At 36.6% G+C, this 16,422-nt stretch carries 15 protein-coding genes and 3 pseudogenes; 4 read left to right on the plus strand and 14 right to left on the minus strand.

The features are described 5' to 3' along the window. Nucleotides 1-56: 56 nt before the first annotated feature. On the plus strand, nucleotides 57-479 hold the full coding sequence (locus AC4BC7_RS11325; protein WP_207941496.1) for a NusG domain II-containing protein: 423 nt from the start codon (nucleotides 57-59) through the stop codon (nucleotides 477-479). Nucleotides 480-491: 12 nt separating this feature from the next. After that, nucleotides 492-650: pseudogene (locus tag AC4BC7_RS11330) on the plus strand (Gx transporter family protein); the annotation flags it as partial. A 248-nt stretch (nucleotides 651-898) separates the two neighbouring features. On the opposite strand, the gene AC4BC7_RS11335 reads toward AC4BC7_RS11330, so the two are convergent. Then, nucleotides 899-1,966, minus strand: a complete 1,068-nt coding sequence (locus tag AC4BC7_RS11335; RefSeq protein ID WP_490502703.1) for an IS30 family transposase — start codon at nucleotides 1,964-1,966, stop codon at nucleotides 899-901. Nucleotides 1,967-2,032: 66 nt separating this feature from the next. On the opposite strand from AC4BC7_RS11335, the pseudogene AC4BC7_RS11340 reads away from it, so the two are divergent. Further along, nucleotides 2,033-2,473 (plus strand): annotated as a pseudogene (locus AC4BC7_RS11340) (Gx transporter family protein); the annotation flags it as partial. Between the two features lie 14 nt (nucleotides 2,474-2,487). After that, entirely contained in the window at nucleotides 2,488-3,474 is a 987-nt protein-coding gene (locus AC4BC7_RS11345) for a polyprenyl synthetase family protein (RefSeq protein ID WP_207941498.1), read from the plus strand. 51 nt (nucleotides 3,475-3,525) lie between these two features. Here the strand turns inward: AC4BC7_RS11345 and AC4BC7_RS11350 are convergent, their stop codons facing one another. From AC4BC7_RS11350 to AC4BC7_RS11410, 13 genes and pseudogenes are all read right to left on the minus strand, one after another. After that, nucleotides 3,526-3,801 carry a DUF2316 family protein gene (locus AC4BC7_RS11350; protein ID WP_207941499.1) on the minus strand — a complete coding sequence of 92 codons (276 nt, stop codon included), beginning with the start codon at nucleotides 3,799-3,801 and terminating at the stop codon, nucleotides 3,526-3,528. Nucleotides 3,802-3,940: 139 nt separating this feature from the next. Continuing rightward, entirely contained in the window at nucleotides 3,941-4,771 is an 831-nt protein-coding gene (locus tag AC4BC7_RS11355) for an energy-coupling factor transporter transmembrane component T family protein (RefSeq protein WP_490502897.1), read from the minus strand. Continuing rightward, the gene (locus tag AC4BC7_RS11360) at nucleotides 4,768-6,474 is read right to left on the minus strand and encodes an ABC transporter ATP-binding protein (protein WP_490502898.1); all 1,707 of its coding nucleotides are present in this window, start codon (nucleotides 6,472-6,474) and stop codon (nucleotides 4,768-4,770) included. Before AC4BC7_RS11360 ends, AC4BC7_RS11355 begins: the two co-directional genes overlap by 4 nt. A gap of 108 nt (nucleotides 6,475-6,582) precedes the next feature. Then, nucleotides 6,583-7,131 (minus strand): ECF-type riboflavin transporter substrate-binding protein, encoded by a 549-nt coding sequence (locus tag AC4BC7_RS11365; RefSeq protein WP_207941502.1) that lies wholly within the window; start codon nucleotides 7,129-7,131, stop codon nucleotides 6,583-6,585. A gap of 358 nt (nucleotides 7,132-7,489) precedes the next feature. Continuing rightward, nucleotides 7,490-8,833, minus strand: a complete 1,344-nt coding sequence (gene gor / locus AC4BC7_RS11370; RefSeq protein ID WP_207941503.1) for a glutathione-disulfide reductase — start codon at nucleotides 8,831-8,833, stop codon at nucleotides 7,490-7,492. Between the two features lie 63 nt (nucleotides 8,834-8,896). Then, a complete protein-coding gene (locus tag AC4BC7_RS11375; protein ID WP_490502899.1) occupies nucleotides 8,897-9,349 on the minus strand; it encodes a GNAT family N-acetyltransferase in 453 nt (150 codons plus the stop codon). 9 nt (nucleotides 9,350-9,358) lie between these two features. Further along, nucleotides 9,359-9,595, minus strand: coding sequence for a hypothetical protein (locus AC4BC7_RS11380; protein WP_490502900.1), 237 nt, complete (start codon nucleotides 9,593-9,595; stop codon nucleotides 9,359-9,361). An 84-nt stretch (nucleotides 9,596-9,679) separates the two neighbouring features. After that, entirely contained in the window at nucleotides 9,680-10,921 is a 1,242-nt protein-coding gene (locus AC4BC7_RS11385; RefSeq protein WP_490502901.1) for a peptidase U32 family protein, read from the minus strand. 11 nt (nucleotides 10,922-10,932) lie between these two features. Continuing rightward, the gene (locus AC4BC7_RS11390) at nucleotides 10,933-11,853 is read right to left on the minus strand and encodes a peptidase U32 family protein (protein WP_490502902.1); all 921 of its coding nucleotides are present in this window, start codon (nucleotides 11,851-11,853) and stop codon (nucleotides 10,933-10,935) included. 168 nt (nucleotides 11,854-12,021) lie between these two features. Beyond that, on the minus strand, nucleotides 12,022-12,726 hold the full coding sequence (locus tag AC4BC7_RS11395) for an HAD family hydrolase (RefSeq protein ID WP_490502903.1): 705 nt from the start codon (nucleotides 12,724-12,726) through the stop codon (nucleotides 12,022-12,024). A 12-nt stretch (nucleotides 12,727-12,738) separates the two neighbouring features. Then, a complete protein-coding gene (locus AC4BC7_RS11400) occupies nucleotides 12,739-13,044 on the minus strand; it encodes a nucleotide pyrophosphohydrolase (protein ID WP_207941509.1) in 306 nt (101 codons plus the stop codon). A gap of 12 nt (nucleotides 13,045-13,056) precedes the next feature. Further along, nucleotides 13,057-15,919: pseudogene (locus AC4BC7_RS11405) on the minus strand (DEAD/DEAH box helicase). A 13-nt stretch (nucleotides 15,920-15,932) separates the two neighbouring features. Beyond that, a complete protein-coding gene (locus AC4BC7_RS11410; protein WP_490502904.1) occupies nucleotides 15,933-16,331 on the minus strand; it encodes a (deoxy)nucleoside triphosphate pyrophosphohydrolase in 399 nt (132 codons plus the stop codon). Nucleotides 16,332-16,422: the final 91 nt, after the last annotated feature.

Consider the following 16,422-nt stretch of genomic DNA (forward strand, 5'->3'; position numbering starts at 1 on the left):
AGAATTTTTAGTTTATGCTAGAATAAAAAAGAAGTCATCAAAAGGAGGACCCTCTCGTGAACATGAAAGAATTTATCAAAAATAGCCGATTAAAACCATGGGATGGTGTCATCGTTTTGGTCTTGATTGTGAGTTCTTTTTTACCCATTATCCTTTTCTCTATGCAACAAACAGCCGAATCGGCAGTTGTCGAAAAACGGGCGATTTTACGTGTTGATGGAGAAGAAATTAAAACCTTTGATTTAATTGAAGGGCAAGAAACATTTACTTACTTATACGAAGATGACGATGGCGATTCAAATTTAATTGAAATTCAAGGCGATCGTATCCGCATTAAAGAAGCCGATTGTGGCGATCAAATTTGTGTCCGCCGTGGTTGGGCATCAAAAAATGGCGAGACCATCGTGTGCCTCCCGCATAAACTTGTAATTGAAATTCAAACAGCAGATGGGAGTGACATGGACGATTTAATTTATTAGTCGTCGTTAATTATGAGCCGATTACGAAGAATTATTTTTATTGCGTTACTAGTTGCTCAAGGAGTCATTATTGGCCTGATTGAAAATATGATTCCCTATCCTTTTGCTTTTGCACCGGGAGCCAAATTAGGTTTAGCCAATTTAATTACAATTATTGCTTTGTTTACAATGCTTAATTGCAATATCAAATGCATAAAAAATTTTAAAAACCTTTATAGACAGCGAATTACTCAATAATCCAGTATTACCAATGCTTTGAAGCCATTGACGGCAGGGAGTGTTTCATCCCTTACCATTTTTCAGGTGAGTTGTTGGTGGTTCTGACCCAAGAGGATAGGTTAGCTGAGTCAAGAGAAGGAGCAAAGCGGCTCTTGACTCAGCTAATCTATTCTCTTATCCTATAGAACCAACAAAACACCTTAAGCTGCTTGTAAATCGGCCAGTTCTTCCTGAAGGCGTTCTGCAGGTGTTGTATAGCCCATTATTTTTCTTGGTTTGTGGTTGATCGTATCGGTTACTTCCAGTAAATACGAATAGGACAATGGACGCAGAGTGACTCCCTTTGGGATAAATTCTCGGAGCATGCGGTTATGCCTTTCGTTCGTTCCTTTCTCCCAAGAAGCATACGCATGAGTAAAGAAAACCTGAACGTCTTCAGCAATGCTTTCGATAAGAGACAGACTTGAAAACTCAGAGCCGTTATCAGTTGTGAGTGACTTGAACTGTTCTAGCCCCTGTTTTTTCATCAAGTCAAGCACGCCTTTTTGAACCAGCGCTGCGCCTTTTCCCCAAACTTTCTTAGTGAGGCAGTAGCGTGTTTTCCGTTCAACCATAGTGATGATGACAGGCTCATTTTTTGTTTTCTTACCTAATACTAAATCAACTTCCCAATGCCCAAATTCTTCCCTCGAGAGTACTTCTGGAGAGCGTTCTTCGATACTGCGTCCCAAGTGTTTAGCGTTATGACCTTTAGGTTCAGAAACGGTTGTTTTTCGTGGCCGCATCCTAGTCTTCATAGGCAAATCGATATTACGGATTGGAAGTACGGCAGCATTTATCAAAGCGTAAACGGTCTTCGTGCATGGTACGCGTTCGTCAGGGTGCAACTTTCTATAAGAGTGTACAAAAGTATCCACACTATAAATCCGCAACCCCTTCTTGGGTGCTAGATTTTCAGGTAAGGCAGCAAGGAAAGCCGCAGAATATTTATTATGATCCCGCGCATGCGAGTTCTCACGATTTTCTTTATAAACCCGTGCGCCTGAGGCGGCAATATACTGCTCGTAATAATTGCGCTTATAGTCAAGCTGGCGCGTTCTACCGCGTTTCAACTCACGAGAAACAGTGGGTTGGCTGACCCCTAATTCTCGCGCCATTTCAGCTTGTTTATAGGTGCCGCTTTTCGCCATCTGTTCCAGCATTCCGCGTTGGATGTCAGTAAGTTGTTTGAAGGTGCGCTTTTCTGTGATACAATTATTTTTGGTCATGTAGATACCCCTTATACTTTTGGTTTGGTTGCTAACAAGTATATCGTATCTACATGATTTTTTCGTTTATTTCCTTATGCATTTCATTTTACAATTTACCCTTTGTTTACAATGCCTAAACGAGAAAGTTTTATGTTGCTTTGGATGCGATTGATTTTGACCACTTTACTTGGGGGAACTATCTCAACTTTCTTGTATAGTATGAGCGGAGCATTATTAAGTTATGGTGGTATGCTCCTCGTCAAACAGCTTGGGCCAAAACGCGTCAGTATCATTGGTATCAGTGCAACTGGGGGATTTATGCATAATGTTGGACAATTGGTCACTGCTTCATGGATTGCCCAATCATGGACGGTTATGCTTTATCTGCCAATCCTTTCGTTTTTAGGCATTTTATCGGGTATTGCGATTGGTATCTCTGCAAACTATCTATTACAACGTGTTGACACCTTGCGCCGCTTTCAAACTGAATATGAAGAACAGACACACGTCTCATGGAAAACGTAACAAAGGAGATTTTTATGAAAATTCATCCAATGTGGCAGGCGTATCCACGCTTACAACCAGAGTTAACTCAAACCTTGGCATTAATGGAAAACGCCATCCAATTAAAAAACAAACCTGTGCAGCAGGCCATTTTAGAAATGATACAAGCAGGTGGAAAACTTTTGCGTCCAGCCTATCAGCTCCTTTTTTCCCAATTTGGTCCTGAGCAAGACCGGCAAAAAGCGGTCGCTCTTGCAGCTGCAATTGAAATGCTCCACACAGCAACTTTGATTCATGATGATATTGTTGATGAAGCTGATGTTCGTCGGAATTTGCCGACCGTACGTGCCAAATTTGATAATACAACTGCTGTTTACGCAGGGGATTATCTTTTTGTCAGCTGTTTTAAATTAATGGCCGATTATGCCGGCTCAATGAAAAGCTTACAACTAAATTCGCGCAGTATGGAGAAAATTCTGTCTGGTGAATTAGGTCAAATGGACAATCATTACAATGTAGATATGACGGTAGATGCGTATCTCGAAAATATTTCCGGTAAAACTGCCGAACTCTTTGCTTTGAGTTGTTTTATCGGAGCTTTGGAAAGTGGTACAACGACTCATTTTGCCAAAAAGGCTAGTGAGATTGGGCAACAAATCGGGATGGCTTTTCAAATGATTGATGATATTTTAGATTATAGCCAATCAGCTACTACCATTGGCAAACCCGTACTAGAAGATGTACGCCAAGGCATTTATTCCTTACCTTTATTGTATGCGTTACAAGAAAATCGTGCGGCTCTTGTTCCTTTATTAGAAAAAAAAGAAGCCATGACTCATGAAGACGCACAATACGTTCATCAACTGGTGCATGACTTAGGTGGCGTAACCAAAGCACAAGCGTTAGCTGCAGATTATACCAAACAAGCCATTAAAGGCATTAACAAATTACCAAACAATTCTTTGCAAACCAAAGAAACCTTATTGTCAATTACTGAAAGTATTTTGACGAGACAAAACTAAAAATAGCGGATAAATTCATCGACGGATGAGTTTACCCGCTATTTTAGTGCCCTACCAATTTTTTTCATAGGGATAATATCTATTTATCGTAAGAATCGAAAAAGGATAAAATGGTTTGCCTTGTTCTTTTAGTTTTTCTTCTAAGTAATCACGCAATTTCCAAACATTTGTCGGATTATAATGTGGCACTACTTCTAAGGCATTTTTTAAATCTAAGGGACTAAAATTCAATGCTTTTTGAATGTCGATTGGTGACATATTGAGTTGCTCATAGTTTTTAGCCATTTCAGTTCTAGTTTGGGTTAATTCGCTTTTAGTTAAACTCATGGTTACTTTCCTCTTTTCATATTTTCCAAAGCGATTGGCATGCAGCCTCTTCACTTTTAGAGACTTGTTCCTAATAGTTGATAGTCGTTTGATAAGGTTGTTACTTAAGTGAAAAAGTTAGTCGAATTCCTCGGTTAACTTACATAAACGGATTATAAAAACGACCTCCGTTGACATGAAACAACGCCAATGTTATCAAAAACAAACTTAACGCTAAGAAGATAACTAGATAATCACTCACTTTAAAAGGTTCTTCTACATACCACGTGCGTTTTTTATTTTGACCAAAACGACGCAATTCCATAGCAGTACTAATAGTTTCAATTCGATCTAAACTTGAAAAAATTAAAGGTAATACAATTTGAGAGATGCCTGTTATTCGTTGCGAAAATTTTCCTTTTTTTGACATCTCTAAGCCACGAGCTTGTTGCGCTTGGGAAATACTAAAGAAATCTTCTTGAATATCAGGAATATAACGTAATGCCAGCGCTACAGCATAACTAATTTTATAGCTAATACCTAATTTATTTAAACTGGACGCAAAACTACTAGGATTGGTGGTTAGCAAAAATGTTAATGCTAATGGAATCGTGCTAAAATACTTTAGTGCAACATTACCTAGGTAAAATAATTCTTCTTGTGTAAAGGTAAAACGTCCCCAGCCTATCCATAATACATGCCGTGTACCATACAAAGAAACGCCATATTCTGGTTCAAATAAATAGATTGCCAAAATATTTAACAACGAAAAAAATAAAATAAATTTCATGACAAAGGAAATTTGATGCCACTGGATATTGCCTAATTTAAACAATCCTAATGAAGCTACACCTACAAACACTAAAAAGCGCGTATCGTATGTTGTCATTGTAGCGATAGTTACTATCAATAGAAAAAGCATCTTCGCTGTAGCATTTAAGCGATGCAAAACTGTCTTACCTGAATGATAACCTAATGTTTGTTGATTCATCGCTTGCGTACCTCCCGATCGTATTGAATAAACTTACGTGTAAACGCAATTGGATCCGCTAGACCAAGCTGCTTTGCAAATGTAAATAGGCTGGTTTCTTTTAAAGATGCCTCTTGCACTAATTCTTGATTTGTTAGCAGCTGAATCGGTGTCGTATCTGCTAAAATATCCCCATCTTTAATCACTAACACACGATCGCTATACTCAAGCATTACGTGCATGTCATGTGTAATCATGACAATTGTTTTACCTAGGTGATTAAGCTCCTCAATAAATGCCATCATTTCTGAATAATTGCGAAAATCTTGTCCAGCAGTTGGCTCATCTAACACCAACATTTCCGGTTCTAAAACTAAAATAGCAGCAATGGTTACACGTTTTTTCTGACCATAACTTAAAGCTGCGATTGGCCAATTACGAAATGGATATAAACCACAAACGTTTAACACGTGAAAAACACGCTGCTCAATTTCCTTTTCATCAACATTCCTCAATCGTAATCCTAATGCAACTTCATCAAAAATCATTTTTTGTGAAATCATCTGATTAGGATTTTGCATAACATATCCAATTTTATCCGCGCGTTCTTTAATCGAGTCATTACCGATGTCTTGACCTTGCCATTCCATAGTGCCTTTTGGACGTACAAAACCGCATAAAGCCTTGAATAAAGTCGATTTCCCTGCACCATTTTTCCCAACAACACTTAGGCGTTCTCCTTGGTAAAAACGCGTAGTTAATTGTTTTAAAACATTTGCATCTTGAGGACGATAACGATAGTTCAGGTTTTTTACCTCAAGCAAAACAGCTGTTTCATCCGATGTCTCTAAATCAAATAAATTACTTTGCCAGTCTGCCATTTTTTCTGCTAATTGTGCACCTGCTACTTGCGTCACATCAGCTAAATGGTTCACCCTTTGTAAATCAACCTGCGCATATTTTAGAGCCGTCACATACAATGGTTCACGAATACCATTTTCTGCCAAAATTGAAGTTTTTAACAATTCATCGGGAGTTTGGTCCGCAACAATTTGACCATCATTAAAAACAATAATTCGATCAAATGGTTTAGCTAACGCATCTTCTAAGCGATGTTCAATCATAACTACCGTTGCTTGGGTTTGCTGATGTAGTGAATCAATCAGTTCAATCGCAGCTTTTCCTGCAGCTGGATCTAAATTAGCTAACGGTTCATCAAATAATAGCAATGGCGCATCATCAATCATCACACCTGCCATCGAAACACGTTGTTTTTGTCCACCAGATAAATCTTGTGGTCGCTTATCCAATTGCTCTGCAACATCTACTAGCTCTGCCCAGCGCGACACTTTTTCACGCATTTCTGCTAGAGCAACTCCATCATTTTCCAATACAAATGCCATATCCTCGGCCACAGTCAAGCCGATAAATTGTCCATCCGTGTCTTGTAAAACTGTACCGGTCGTAAACGACAAATCAAATAACGAGGTCTCTTGCAATTTTTTGCCGGCAATCCATGCCTCGCCAGTGATATCCCCTGCATATTGGTTGGGAACTAATCCATTTAAACAATGGGCAAAAGTTGATTTTCCACTACCAGATGGTCCCACAATTAAAACTTTTTCCCCTGACTGGATAGTAAGATTGATTTTTTTTAAAGTTGGTTCTGATTGGCTATTGTATTGAAATGAAAAATCTTTAAATACAATTATTGGTTCTGTCATTGTCTTCTCCTCAGTTATTATTCTTCTCCAATCTTACCAAAATTTTGTCATAAATGATATTATCGCAAAAAGAAAGAAGGAACAGACACACTCTCCCTTCTTTCTTTTTTAATCTTTTTTGAGACTACCTTTTTTCGTTTGTCTGGACGCATAGGCTTTCATCAATAACGTACCGATAATACCAACTGCAATCGAATTAACTGTTGCTGAAATTAATCCTTGGAAATACACTTTATTTGCGGGTTCACTGTAGATTAAAATATCTAAGGTTGGCGCAATGAATCCCCAAACAACCGCATTCCCGACAATTTGCATAACGTTAAAACGAATCATATCTGTTTTGGAAAATTCGCCATTCATTAATTTGATTTTCTGCGTAGCTACTCCATAAATAAATCCAACAATTGCTGAACAAACAATCCATGACCACCAAGGATTCCCATACGTTAAATCTTTTAATGTATGACCAATAAAACCAACTAACGCTGCCGGAACCGGACCAAATAATGCCGCCATTAATGCTAGAAATGGATAGGTTGTTTCTAAATTTGTATTTGGAACACCTGTTGGAATCGAAACAAAACGTCCTAGAATAACAAATACTGCCGAGCCAATCCCAATAGCAACAATGGTTTTGACTGAAAATTCTTTTTTCATTTTTACACTTCCTCAAAAATTATTTTTGGTACTTTTCGTCGTCGAATTTGTCCTTGCATGCTAGCCATAATATGAAATAAGTTCGAAAAAAATCTTAATTGACTATCACACCAACATTCATTAACGAATCATATAAATTAAAGGTTCTCCTATTTGAACATCGAAAAATGAACAAATAAATTGAAGCATCGTATTCACAGCTTTCCCACGCAACCCTTTCTCTGTCAATTAACAAAAGAACCTTGCCATCATCCTACAATTTTCCTACGTACAGGTCAATGTCTCAAGACGAATTCCAGCATAAAAGCTACAAATTGTTCGTAAAAAAAGCCTAATCGCTCAACGATCAGGCTTTTCCTTAACGCATCGTAACAAATTCTTCCGCACCAGTTGGATGAATAGCTATCGTATTATCAAAATCGGCTTTTGTTGCACCCATTTTAATTGCCACAGCAAAGCCTTGTAACATCTCATCGACACCTTTACCAATGCCATGCAATCCTACAATTTTTTCTTCTTTGCCTACACAAATTAATTTCATTTCGCATTTTTGACGATAGTCATTCAACGCAAAATACATGGGCGTAAAACGAGAGCGATATACTTTTACTTCATCCCCATAGTTTTCCAACGCTTCTTCTTCTGTTAAACCAATAGTTGCGATTGGTGGATGGGTGAATACAACAGTTGGTACTAAGTTGTAATCAAGATATAATTCTGTTTGTCCATTAAACAAGCGTTCCGATAAACGACGACCTGCCGCAATCGCAACTGGCGTTAAATCAATTTTACCAATTACATCGCCAATCGCATAAATTCCTTGCGCTGTTGTATTTTGGAACTTATCCACGTGGACAAATCCACGATCATCTAATTTAACCTCAGTATTTTCTAGTCCTAAGTTATCCACATTCGGTTTACGTCCACCCGCAAATAATACGCAGTCTCCAGTTAACGTATGACCATTTTCAAAAGTAACCGTATAGTTATTTCCATTTTTTTCAATTTTCGCAGGAACTGAATTTGCATAAATCGTCATCGCTTGTTCTTCGTAAATTTCAACCAAATTATCAGCAAGCATTTTATCAAAATGACGCAATGGACGTTCTTTACGGAAAGCCCATGAAACTTTGCTACCTAACCCATTCATTACACCTGCAATTTCGGCAGCAATATACCCTGCACCAAGTACAATTAAGTGTTTTGGTGCTTCAGTTAATTCAAAAAATCCATTGGAATCAATGGCATATTCCCCACCAGGTACATCTAATGCACTTGGTCGTCCTCCTACAGCAATTAAAATATTTGCCGCAGTAAAACGTTCGCCATTTACTTCAACTGTAGAGTTATCCACAAACTGTGCATAACCTTTTATCACCTCTACACTGTTGCTATCTAAGCCTTTTTTATACGCTCCATGTAAAAAGTCGATATATTTCTCCCGGTTATCCACAAGTTCACCGAAATTGAAGTTTTCCACATGTGGATAAATACCGTAACTCTTTGCATCACGTTTAATCGTTTCATAAATTTCGCTTGCTTGCCACATGACTTTCTTAGGTACACACCCAACGTTTACACAGGTACCACCTAGTTCATTTCCTTCAATTAACAAAACTTTCGCACCATGCATTCCTGCACGATTTGCCGAGGCAATTCCCCCGCTACCGCCCCCGATAACAATATAATCAAATGTTTTCACAGTATTTCCTCCAATCATTTTCACTCTTCAAGCTATCATTGCCCTGCCTATCCGTCAAGAATTTCAGATATCTTGAGATAAGCGCACCATATCTTTTAGAACCAAGCCATTTTCAATAATCGGTGCTGTATAATGCCGTACAAAAAAATCACGATCAATATGCGTCATACGAAACCCACACTTTTGATATAAATAAAGCTGCTCAACTCCGGTGCTTCCTGTACCTACTTCAAGGGTTTTATACTGAGCATCTTTTGCCACAACTAAGGCATGTTTCAATAATCGTTGCGCAATTCCTTTCCCTCGGTAATGTTCATCCACTGCTAAATTGACAATTTCGAGCGTTTCAGGACGTGTAGGTAAGATTACTAGCACTCCTACCACTTTTTTAGCAATGCGTGCCTCAAATAACCTGCCTCGTTGCAGATATTCCGTCACCAATTCACGTGAAGGATCGGCATCTAATAATAAATGATAATGAGACTCTGTTACTGTCATGACTTCTTCAATTTTCATTTTTCCCTCCTAATATCGCCATATTTCATATAAAAACAAGAGTAAAAAGAGAACAAATGGCACTGGAATATATTTTAGAATAAATACCCGCAACTGTTCACCAATTTTAGCTTCCAACTGTGGATTCATTATCGCGAATGGCAGTGACCAAAAACGCCCACCCGTCAACTTTAGCAATACACTCAACAGTAGTAAAATACCAAAAAACGTCACACCGCCAAAGGCAAACGTAAGTGTTGGTGACATCCTTTCTCCCTCCTTTTTTCTGTATCATATACCAAAAAAACAAAAGCTAAAACAGATTGACTTTTTCTGTTTTAGCTTGGAAGTTTATTTGCGTTTACGTATCATATCGCCAGGTTGAACCGGTTGCGTCACTGGCATCGTTAAAATCATCATCGGGTTAGGTGCACGATCAATACTTTGTCCCTCTTCATCATACATTTCATGCACAACTTGCTCAAAATGATGGAAGCCTGGACCATAAAATTCAATTTCATCGCCTACTTCAAAAAGATTCCGTTGACGAATTGTTGCGATTTGTGTTATTTCATCATAATTTAACACTTCACCTATAAATTTATACTCAGGAATTTTTCGTCGTTCTCCAAATAGTTGTTCATTTTCAGAAGGTGTCTTGTAATAAAAGCCAGTCGCAAGTTCACGTTGCGCAACTTTCCATAACTCATCAATCCATTCTTGCTTGCAGACATAATTTTCAGGATCTGCCATATAACTATCCACGGCTGCTTTATAAACATTGGCAACGGTTGAAACATAATGAATCGATTTCATACGGCCTTCAATTTTAAAACTATCAACACCGTTTTGAATCAAATCAGGAATGTGTTCAATCATTGACATATCCACTGCACTCATTGAAAACTCTTCTGCTACAGCCCCATTTTCTGTTAAGCTATGACGTTCTCCACCAAATGGCAAGTCATATAAATCATATTTCCAACGACAGGATTGGCAACAACCACCCCTATTAGCATCACGCATCGCCATATGATTAGACAACGTACAACGACCTGAATAAGAGATACACATGGCACCATGAATAAAAGCTTCAATTTCAACATCCGTATTTTTACGAATTTCCGCCACTTCTTCCATAGAAACTTCGCGCGCTAAGACTACTCGTTCTAGCCCTTCTTCTTTCCAAAATTCAAGTGTTTCGTAGTTAGTTGCTGACGCTTGGGTTGATAAATGAATCGGTAAGCCTGGTGCTTCTGTCGCACAAATTTCAATTAAGGCTGGATCAGAAACAATTACTGCAGAAATTCCCACATCACGCAATTCACGGAAAAATTCTCCGGCACCCGCTTGGTTTTGTTCATGAGTAACCATATTTGCTGCAACATACACTTTTGCCTGATGTTCTTTTGCAAATGCCACACCTTCTGCCATCTGTTCATAGGTGAAGTTTCCTGCGCGGCTACGTAATCCATAAGCATTGCCGCCAATATACACGGCATCCGCACCATAACGAATGGCTGTCTTTAGTTTTTCCAAAGTCCCAGCTGGAGCTAAGACTTCTGGTCGTTTTAATGCTTGTTTAACAGTCATTTTCTTGCTCCTTATTTAATTTTACTTGGCTCAATATAATAAAAGCCTGTATCTAACTCACGATTTTCAGGATGTAGACTTTGTACTTTTTTGTACAAATCATCCGCCAATGTTGGTGTCCATTCATTTGCTAAAATTGCTTGGCGTGCTTGATTAAACAAGCGAGCAATTTCCACAAAGTTTTGGCCGCTACAAAATATACCATCTAGCTTCCAGGTTTGATATCCTAGTGCATGCAAATCCGCTACTTCCTTCATTAAACAAACATCATTACTTGCAAAAATGTGTGTGCCATGACTATCTTCATAAATAGAATAATGAGTATAGTCTTTTTTTGGTTCAGATAAAAATAATCCGCGATCTTTACTCCTATCTTCATTCTGTTGCGTAAAATGATAGTAATTTTGCAATAATGGACGTTTTGATTGATGAATACATGTCGCGCCGTATACTAACACTTCAACGGGTACCTCCACCGTTTGAACCAATACTTTCATTTCATCAAACGGAACTTCACGTGCTAAAACAGCACCATTTGCTCCTCGTTTTGCCCAAAAATTAATTTGACGCGCACTCGTAACTAGTGTTTCACCATCATACACATAGGGTAATTGCCATTCGGGATGTTTGTTCAAGACATAAATAACACCTACATCTCCAACAGAAATCTTATCCACTTGAATCTCATGTAAAAAAGCTAAATATTCAGGAATCATTTTCATTTTTTCAGGATGCATCAACCCGTTTACGGCGACCATCGCTTGCTTGCCTGCTTGATGAGCAAGTTCGACTAATTCTTTTTGTTCTTCTCTTGAAAACGTATGGGGTAAACGTAACCCAAATATTTCTTCTCCAAAGAAAATCGTATCAACGATTGGTAACAATTCTTTGGCTTGTTCTGTTGACTCAACAGTTGCGATTAATTCAATCATTTTGTTATCCTCCTTGCAACTAATTCATATTATCACAAGCAGAATAATTTTCCAACAGATATTGTGTTGGAATTCACTAAATTTATGAACAAATAGTGAATTACGTAACTTATGCTTCTTTGATAAAAAAAGTATTTCCAATCAGCAAATGATTGGAAATACTTTTCATTAGTTCAAAAATAATTTTTTGAGTAGCGGTGTCACGGGTTGATTTCCTTCTAACAAATAATCTTGTCGAGAAATAGCTTCTGTAGCTAGATGGTTGCGATAGTTTAACCAAATCGCTTGCCAACCAGCATCTTTGGCACCAACAATATCATTGGCGTACGAATCACCCACATAGATAGCCTGCTTGGGTTCGATGCCTAGCTTTTGTTCCACATGACGAAATAATCGCACATCCGGCTTAGCAATCCCTACTTGTGCTGAAATGAAAATATGCTCTTCAGAAATCCATTCTGTGAGTGCCAATTGATGCACTTTACGCCATTGATGCGCCGTTGGACCATTTGTAATGACGCCAATTAGAATATTTTCTTGCTGACAAAATTGCAATGCCTCTTTCATCTCTTCTCGCAACTCAATTTCCCCTTGAAAACGGACATAATCAGTTTGAAAAGCTAACGCCTGTTCTCGAGAAAGCTCATGTTTAAATTGCTGACAAGCTCGCTTAATTCTTAAAACACGCATATCTTCCATCGATATTTCGCTACTTTCAGACAAATGGAAATACGCATCGCTCACCTTACGAAATTCCAAATACAACTTCTCTAATTCTGCCTCTCGGAAGTCCAATTGTTCTTCAATCGCTCGCTTAAAAGGAACGAATTGATCGTACAACGTATCATCCACATCAAAAAACAATGCTTGCATAAAATTTCTCCTTTAAATTTTATCGATTGGGTATTTAATCGCATTTTTCTCTAATTTTTCTTGAATAATCTCTTCAACATCAAGACCAAGATTATCTGATAACATCAATGTATAAATCAATACATCCGCAATTTCTTCTTTAATATTTGCTAAATTCTTTTCAACACCTTCATCTGCTGACACCCATTGAAAGTCTTCCAACAGTTCTGCTGCTTCAATCGAAATTGAAATTGCTAAATCCTTTGCATTATGAAATGGTCGCCAATTCCGCTCATCACGGAATTGATTGATTTGGTCGATAGTTGGTTTTAGGGACATGGGACACCTCGGTTATTTTTTGTTTAGATAGTTGAATAATTTATTTTCTATCGTTGTTTTAAAATGGAGCATTAATTTTACTACACTTAACTTTTTACCAGTTTCGATTCTTTTCTCTTCTTGCTTAATCGTATTGAGAATCGGTTCAACTTGTCCAAGATAATAAAAATCTCTTCCTTCATCATCTGATTTTTGCATAAACATATAAATTTCCCACTCTTGATAGTTTTGCAGAATTTTTACTTCAGGAGAATTAATCGTTCTAGGAGCTTTTGTAAAATATTTCATTGTGTGCTGATCTATTAACTCATCTTCATATGCCACCAATGCTCCTTTGAAATCTTCCCCCTTTTCTAAAGTAACAAAAATAACAAATTTTTTGCTTTCTTCTTTATACGTATACCCTCCGATATTTTGTTCTATCATCATTTTTTCCCAATTTAACAAACGTAATACATCACGTCGACGGTATTTTTTATAAAGAGTTAACGATGTTTGTATATCGTATTCTTGAGCGTGAATATTCGCTACTTCAAGTAAATCATCTAAAAGTTCCATAAAATACAGATGGTTTTTCCCTATTTTTAAAATCGTTGATAGCTGTATTCCATCTTGATCGACTACGATTAATTCTGCACCTTCATAATTTTGTTCGAAATGTCCCTGTATAAAATTCCAAAGTCAATGTATTTAAAACGGATGAAATAGTCATTTTATCATGAGGTAAATTATTATCCGCAAATAACATCTCCATTTCAGTATAAGTCAAACATTCTTTTATCAATAAATTTTTTAATAAAAGTATTTCTTGTTTTCTCATACCTGGCAAAATCTCTGTTGTAACAAACGATAATACTTTACTTTCTTCTTGTGTAATAACAGTTGCATTCTCTTTAAGTTTAACTAAAAATTCATAATAATTTTTATACTTATTTGCAATAATTCCTGCATCTATAACTCCTGATTTTTGAAAATCAACCAAATATGGAACTCTATTTATTCGATTTTTTAATTGATAATACGCCTCTTTTAATTCTTTCATCGAATCCAATGAAGCTGTATTAATGGATTCAAAAATACGTTCTTTTGCAATCTCTTCAAAGTTAACAACAGAGATACCTGTAATATAATTTGTTTCAAAAGTATCACGACGTAAATTGTTTTTATTCCGCGTGTTGTCTCCTGAAAGGGCCATTGGAATCATATAATTATTCTTATAGTTTCCTATAAAATCAATGATAGTCACATATTCTTTTGAACGGTCTTTACGTAAGCCGCGCCCTAATTGTTGAATAAAGACAATACTTGATTGTGTATTACGAAGCATCACAACTTGATTTACTTTTGGTATATCAATACCTTCATTAAAAATATCTACTGTAAATATATAATTTAATTTTCCTTCTTCTAATAGAATAATTTGTTTTTCACGTTCTTCAATGTTATGATCGCCTGTCAAATAAGTTGAAGGAATTCCTCGCTCATTAAAATAATCAGACATTTGTCTAGCTTCTTCCTTTTGACTACAAAATACCAATCCTTTAGGTTGATTCTCATAGCACCCATAGTAATTAATTTTTTCAATTAAAAAATCTACCCGCTCATGTGTAATCAAATCTTTTAACGTACTCGTCTCTGAAATAATCTCGCCATTACATTCGTAATCTGTAACTCCAAAATAATGAAAAGGACACAGTAAATCCTCTTCTAGTGCTTCTTGCAACCTAATCTCATAAGCAATATTGTAATCAAACAATTCAAAAATGTTTAAGCGGTCATCTTTTCCTGTTCTTTCAGGTGTAGCCGTCATTCCTAATAGAAATTTAGGTTCAAAATAGTTTAGTACATTCAAATATGATTGAGCCCCAGCTTTATGAACTTCATCTATCAAAATATAGTCAAAATTATCTTTTGAAAAAAATTGATGATACTTTTTTTTAGATATAGTCTGGATTGTAGCAAATAAATATTTTGCTTCTATATCTTTTCTATTTCCCGATAATATACCAAAATCTGTCTCTACTCCACCAATAATTTTTTTAAAATCTGACATAGCTTTATTTAAAATTTGTTCACGATGGACGATAAAGAGCATCTTTTGGGGCTTAAATTGTAGCACATCAAATGCAGCAAGATATGTTTTCCCTGTTCCAGTTGCAGAAATCACCAACCCTTTTTTTTCATTTTTTTCTCTTAATTCTTTTAAATTGTTTAAGGCTGTAGTCTGCATGCTATTAGGAACGATATACTTTGTTGGAATTTCTGCTATTTTATCTTTTTCTAAGGATCTTCTTAAAATTGATTGATAGTTTTGGCGATACCTATCAACCCACTCTTTAGTCAGTGGTGTTGCTCCGCTCCATGTCATTTGTAAATCTTCTTTCAGTTGATGAAAGATTTCTCCATGATCATAAGACGTTAGCCGTATATTCCATTCATAGTTAATTTTTAATGCATTCATTGTCAGATTGGAACTACCTATAATAAAAGACTGATAGTTACTTTGTTTAAATAAATAACCTTTCGCATGAAATCCTTTTTTATCAGATATTCGGACATCTATATTAGGAATATTCAATAAATCTTCAAATACTTCAGGTTTATTAAACGCTAAAAAAGTAGAAGTTAAAATTTTCCCTTTAATCCCTCTCTGATTCAAATCTGACAATTGTGTTTTTAATGCACTTAATCCGCTTTGGGTGATAAAAGCGATTGAAAAAAAGAATTCCTCACACGATTCTAATTCAGATTGTAACGTATTTAAAAAAAACTCTTTTTTCTCTGGTTTATTAATAATCATCCGGGGATCATAGATTGAACTTATCATATGTTTATCAATAAAACCTTTGTGTAGAGACCTTTTTAATAGATCCATTTGTTTTCCTCCATTACATCATTCGTTCTATTTTTTTTACAGCTGGAATATCGGCTGGTGCCCAATCTAAAGACATCAATTCAGAAGGTAGCAACCATTTAAACGCAATATGTTCAGTTAATGTGGGTTCTCCCTGCTGTAACTGACAAATAAAAGTCGTTAGTTGTACAATACCAAAATCATATTCATAAGTTGTTGTTTCAAAGTTTTCTTTTGCTACTTCCACTTGAATCAGCAATTCTTCAGATATCTCTCTTTTTAATGCTTGGCGAGGTGTTTCTCCGTATTCTATTTTTCCACCTGGAAATTCCCATAGGTACGATAATGATTTGGATTCTCCTCGCTGAGCACACAAAATTTTCCCATTAGCTACTAAAATAGCTCCAACTACATTAATTTGTTTTTTTATCATTATATAACGCATCCTTTAAAGATATTTATATTCTCTTCTACACCCCATTATACCCAATCAAAATAAGTAAAACAAAGTGACAGGTAATCTC

The organism is Enterococcus sp. AMC1623 (genome assembly GCF_058216495.1).

Excerpts from the sequence above, each read along its gene's own strand:
- AC4BC7_RS11380 (WP_490502900.1), bottom strand. The coding sequence starts at position 9,595 with ATGTCACCAACACTTACGTTTGCCTTTGGCGGTGTGACGTTTTTTGGT.
- AC4BC7_RS11355 (WP_490502897.1), bottom strand. The coding sequence starts at position 4,771 with ATGAATCAACAAACATTAGGTTATCATTCAGGTAAGACAGTTTTGCAT.
- AC4BC7_RS11345 (WP_207941498.1), top strand. The coding sequence starts at position 2,488 with ATGAAAATTCATCCAATGTGGCAGGCGTATCCACGCTTACAACCAGAG.
- AC4BC7_RS11360 (WP_490502898.1), bottom strand. The coding sequence starts at position 6,474 with ATGACAGAACCAATAATTGTATTTAAAGATTTTTCATTTCAATACAAT.
- AC4BC7_RS11375 (WP_490502899.1), bottom strand. The coding sequence starts at position 9,349 with ATGAAAATTGAAGAAGTCATGACAGTAACAGAGTCTCATTATCATTTA.
- AC4BC7_RS11395 (WP_490502903.1), bottom strand. The coding sequence starts at position 12,726 with ATGCAAGCATTGTTTTTTGATGTGGATGATACGTTGTACGATCAATTC.
- AC4BC7_RS11365 (WP_207941502.1), bottom strand. The coding sequence starts at position 7,131 with ATGAAAAAAGAATTTTCAGTCAAAACCATTGTTGCTATTGGGATTGGC.
- AC4BC7_RS11390 (WP_490502902.1), bottom strand. The coding sequence starts at position 11,853 with ATGATTGAATTAATCGCAACTGTTGAGTCAACAGAACAAGCCAAAGAA.
- AC4BC7_RS11350 (WP_207941499.1), bottom strand. The coding sequence starts at position 3,801 with ATGAGTTTAACTAAAAGCGAATTAACCCAAACTAGAACTGAAATGGCT.
- AC4BC7_RS11335 (WP_490502703.1), bottom strand. The coding sequence starts at position 1,966 with ATGACCAAAAATAATTGTATCACAGAAAAGCGCACCTTCAAACAACTT.
- AC4BC7_RS11400 (WP_207941509.1), bottom strand. The coding sequence starts at position 13,044 with ATGTCCCTAAAACCAACTATCGACCAAATCAATCAATTCCGTGATGAG.
- AC4BC7_RS11410 (WP_490502904.1), bottom strand. The coding sequence starts at position 16,331 with ATGATAAAAAAACAAATTAATGTAGTTGGAGCTATTTTAGTAGCTAAT.
- AC4BC7_RS11385 (WP_490502901.1), bottom strand. The coding sequence starts at position 10,921 with ATGACTGTTAAACAAGCATTAAAACGACCAGAAGTCTTAGCTCCAGCT.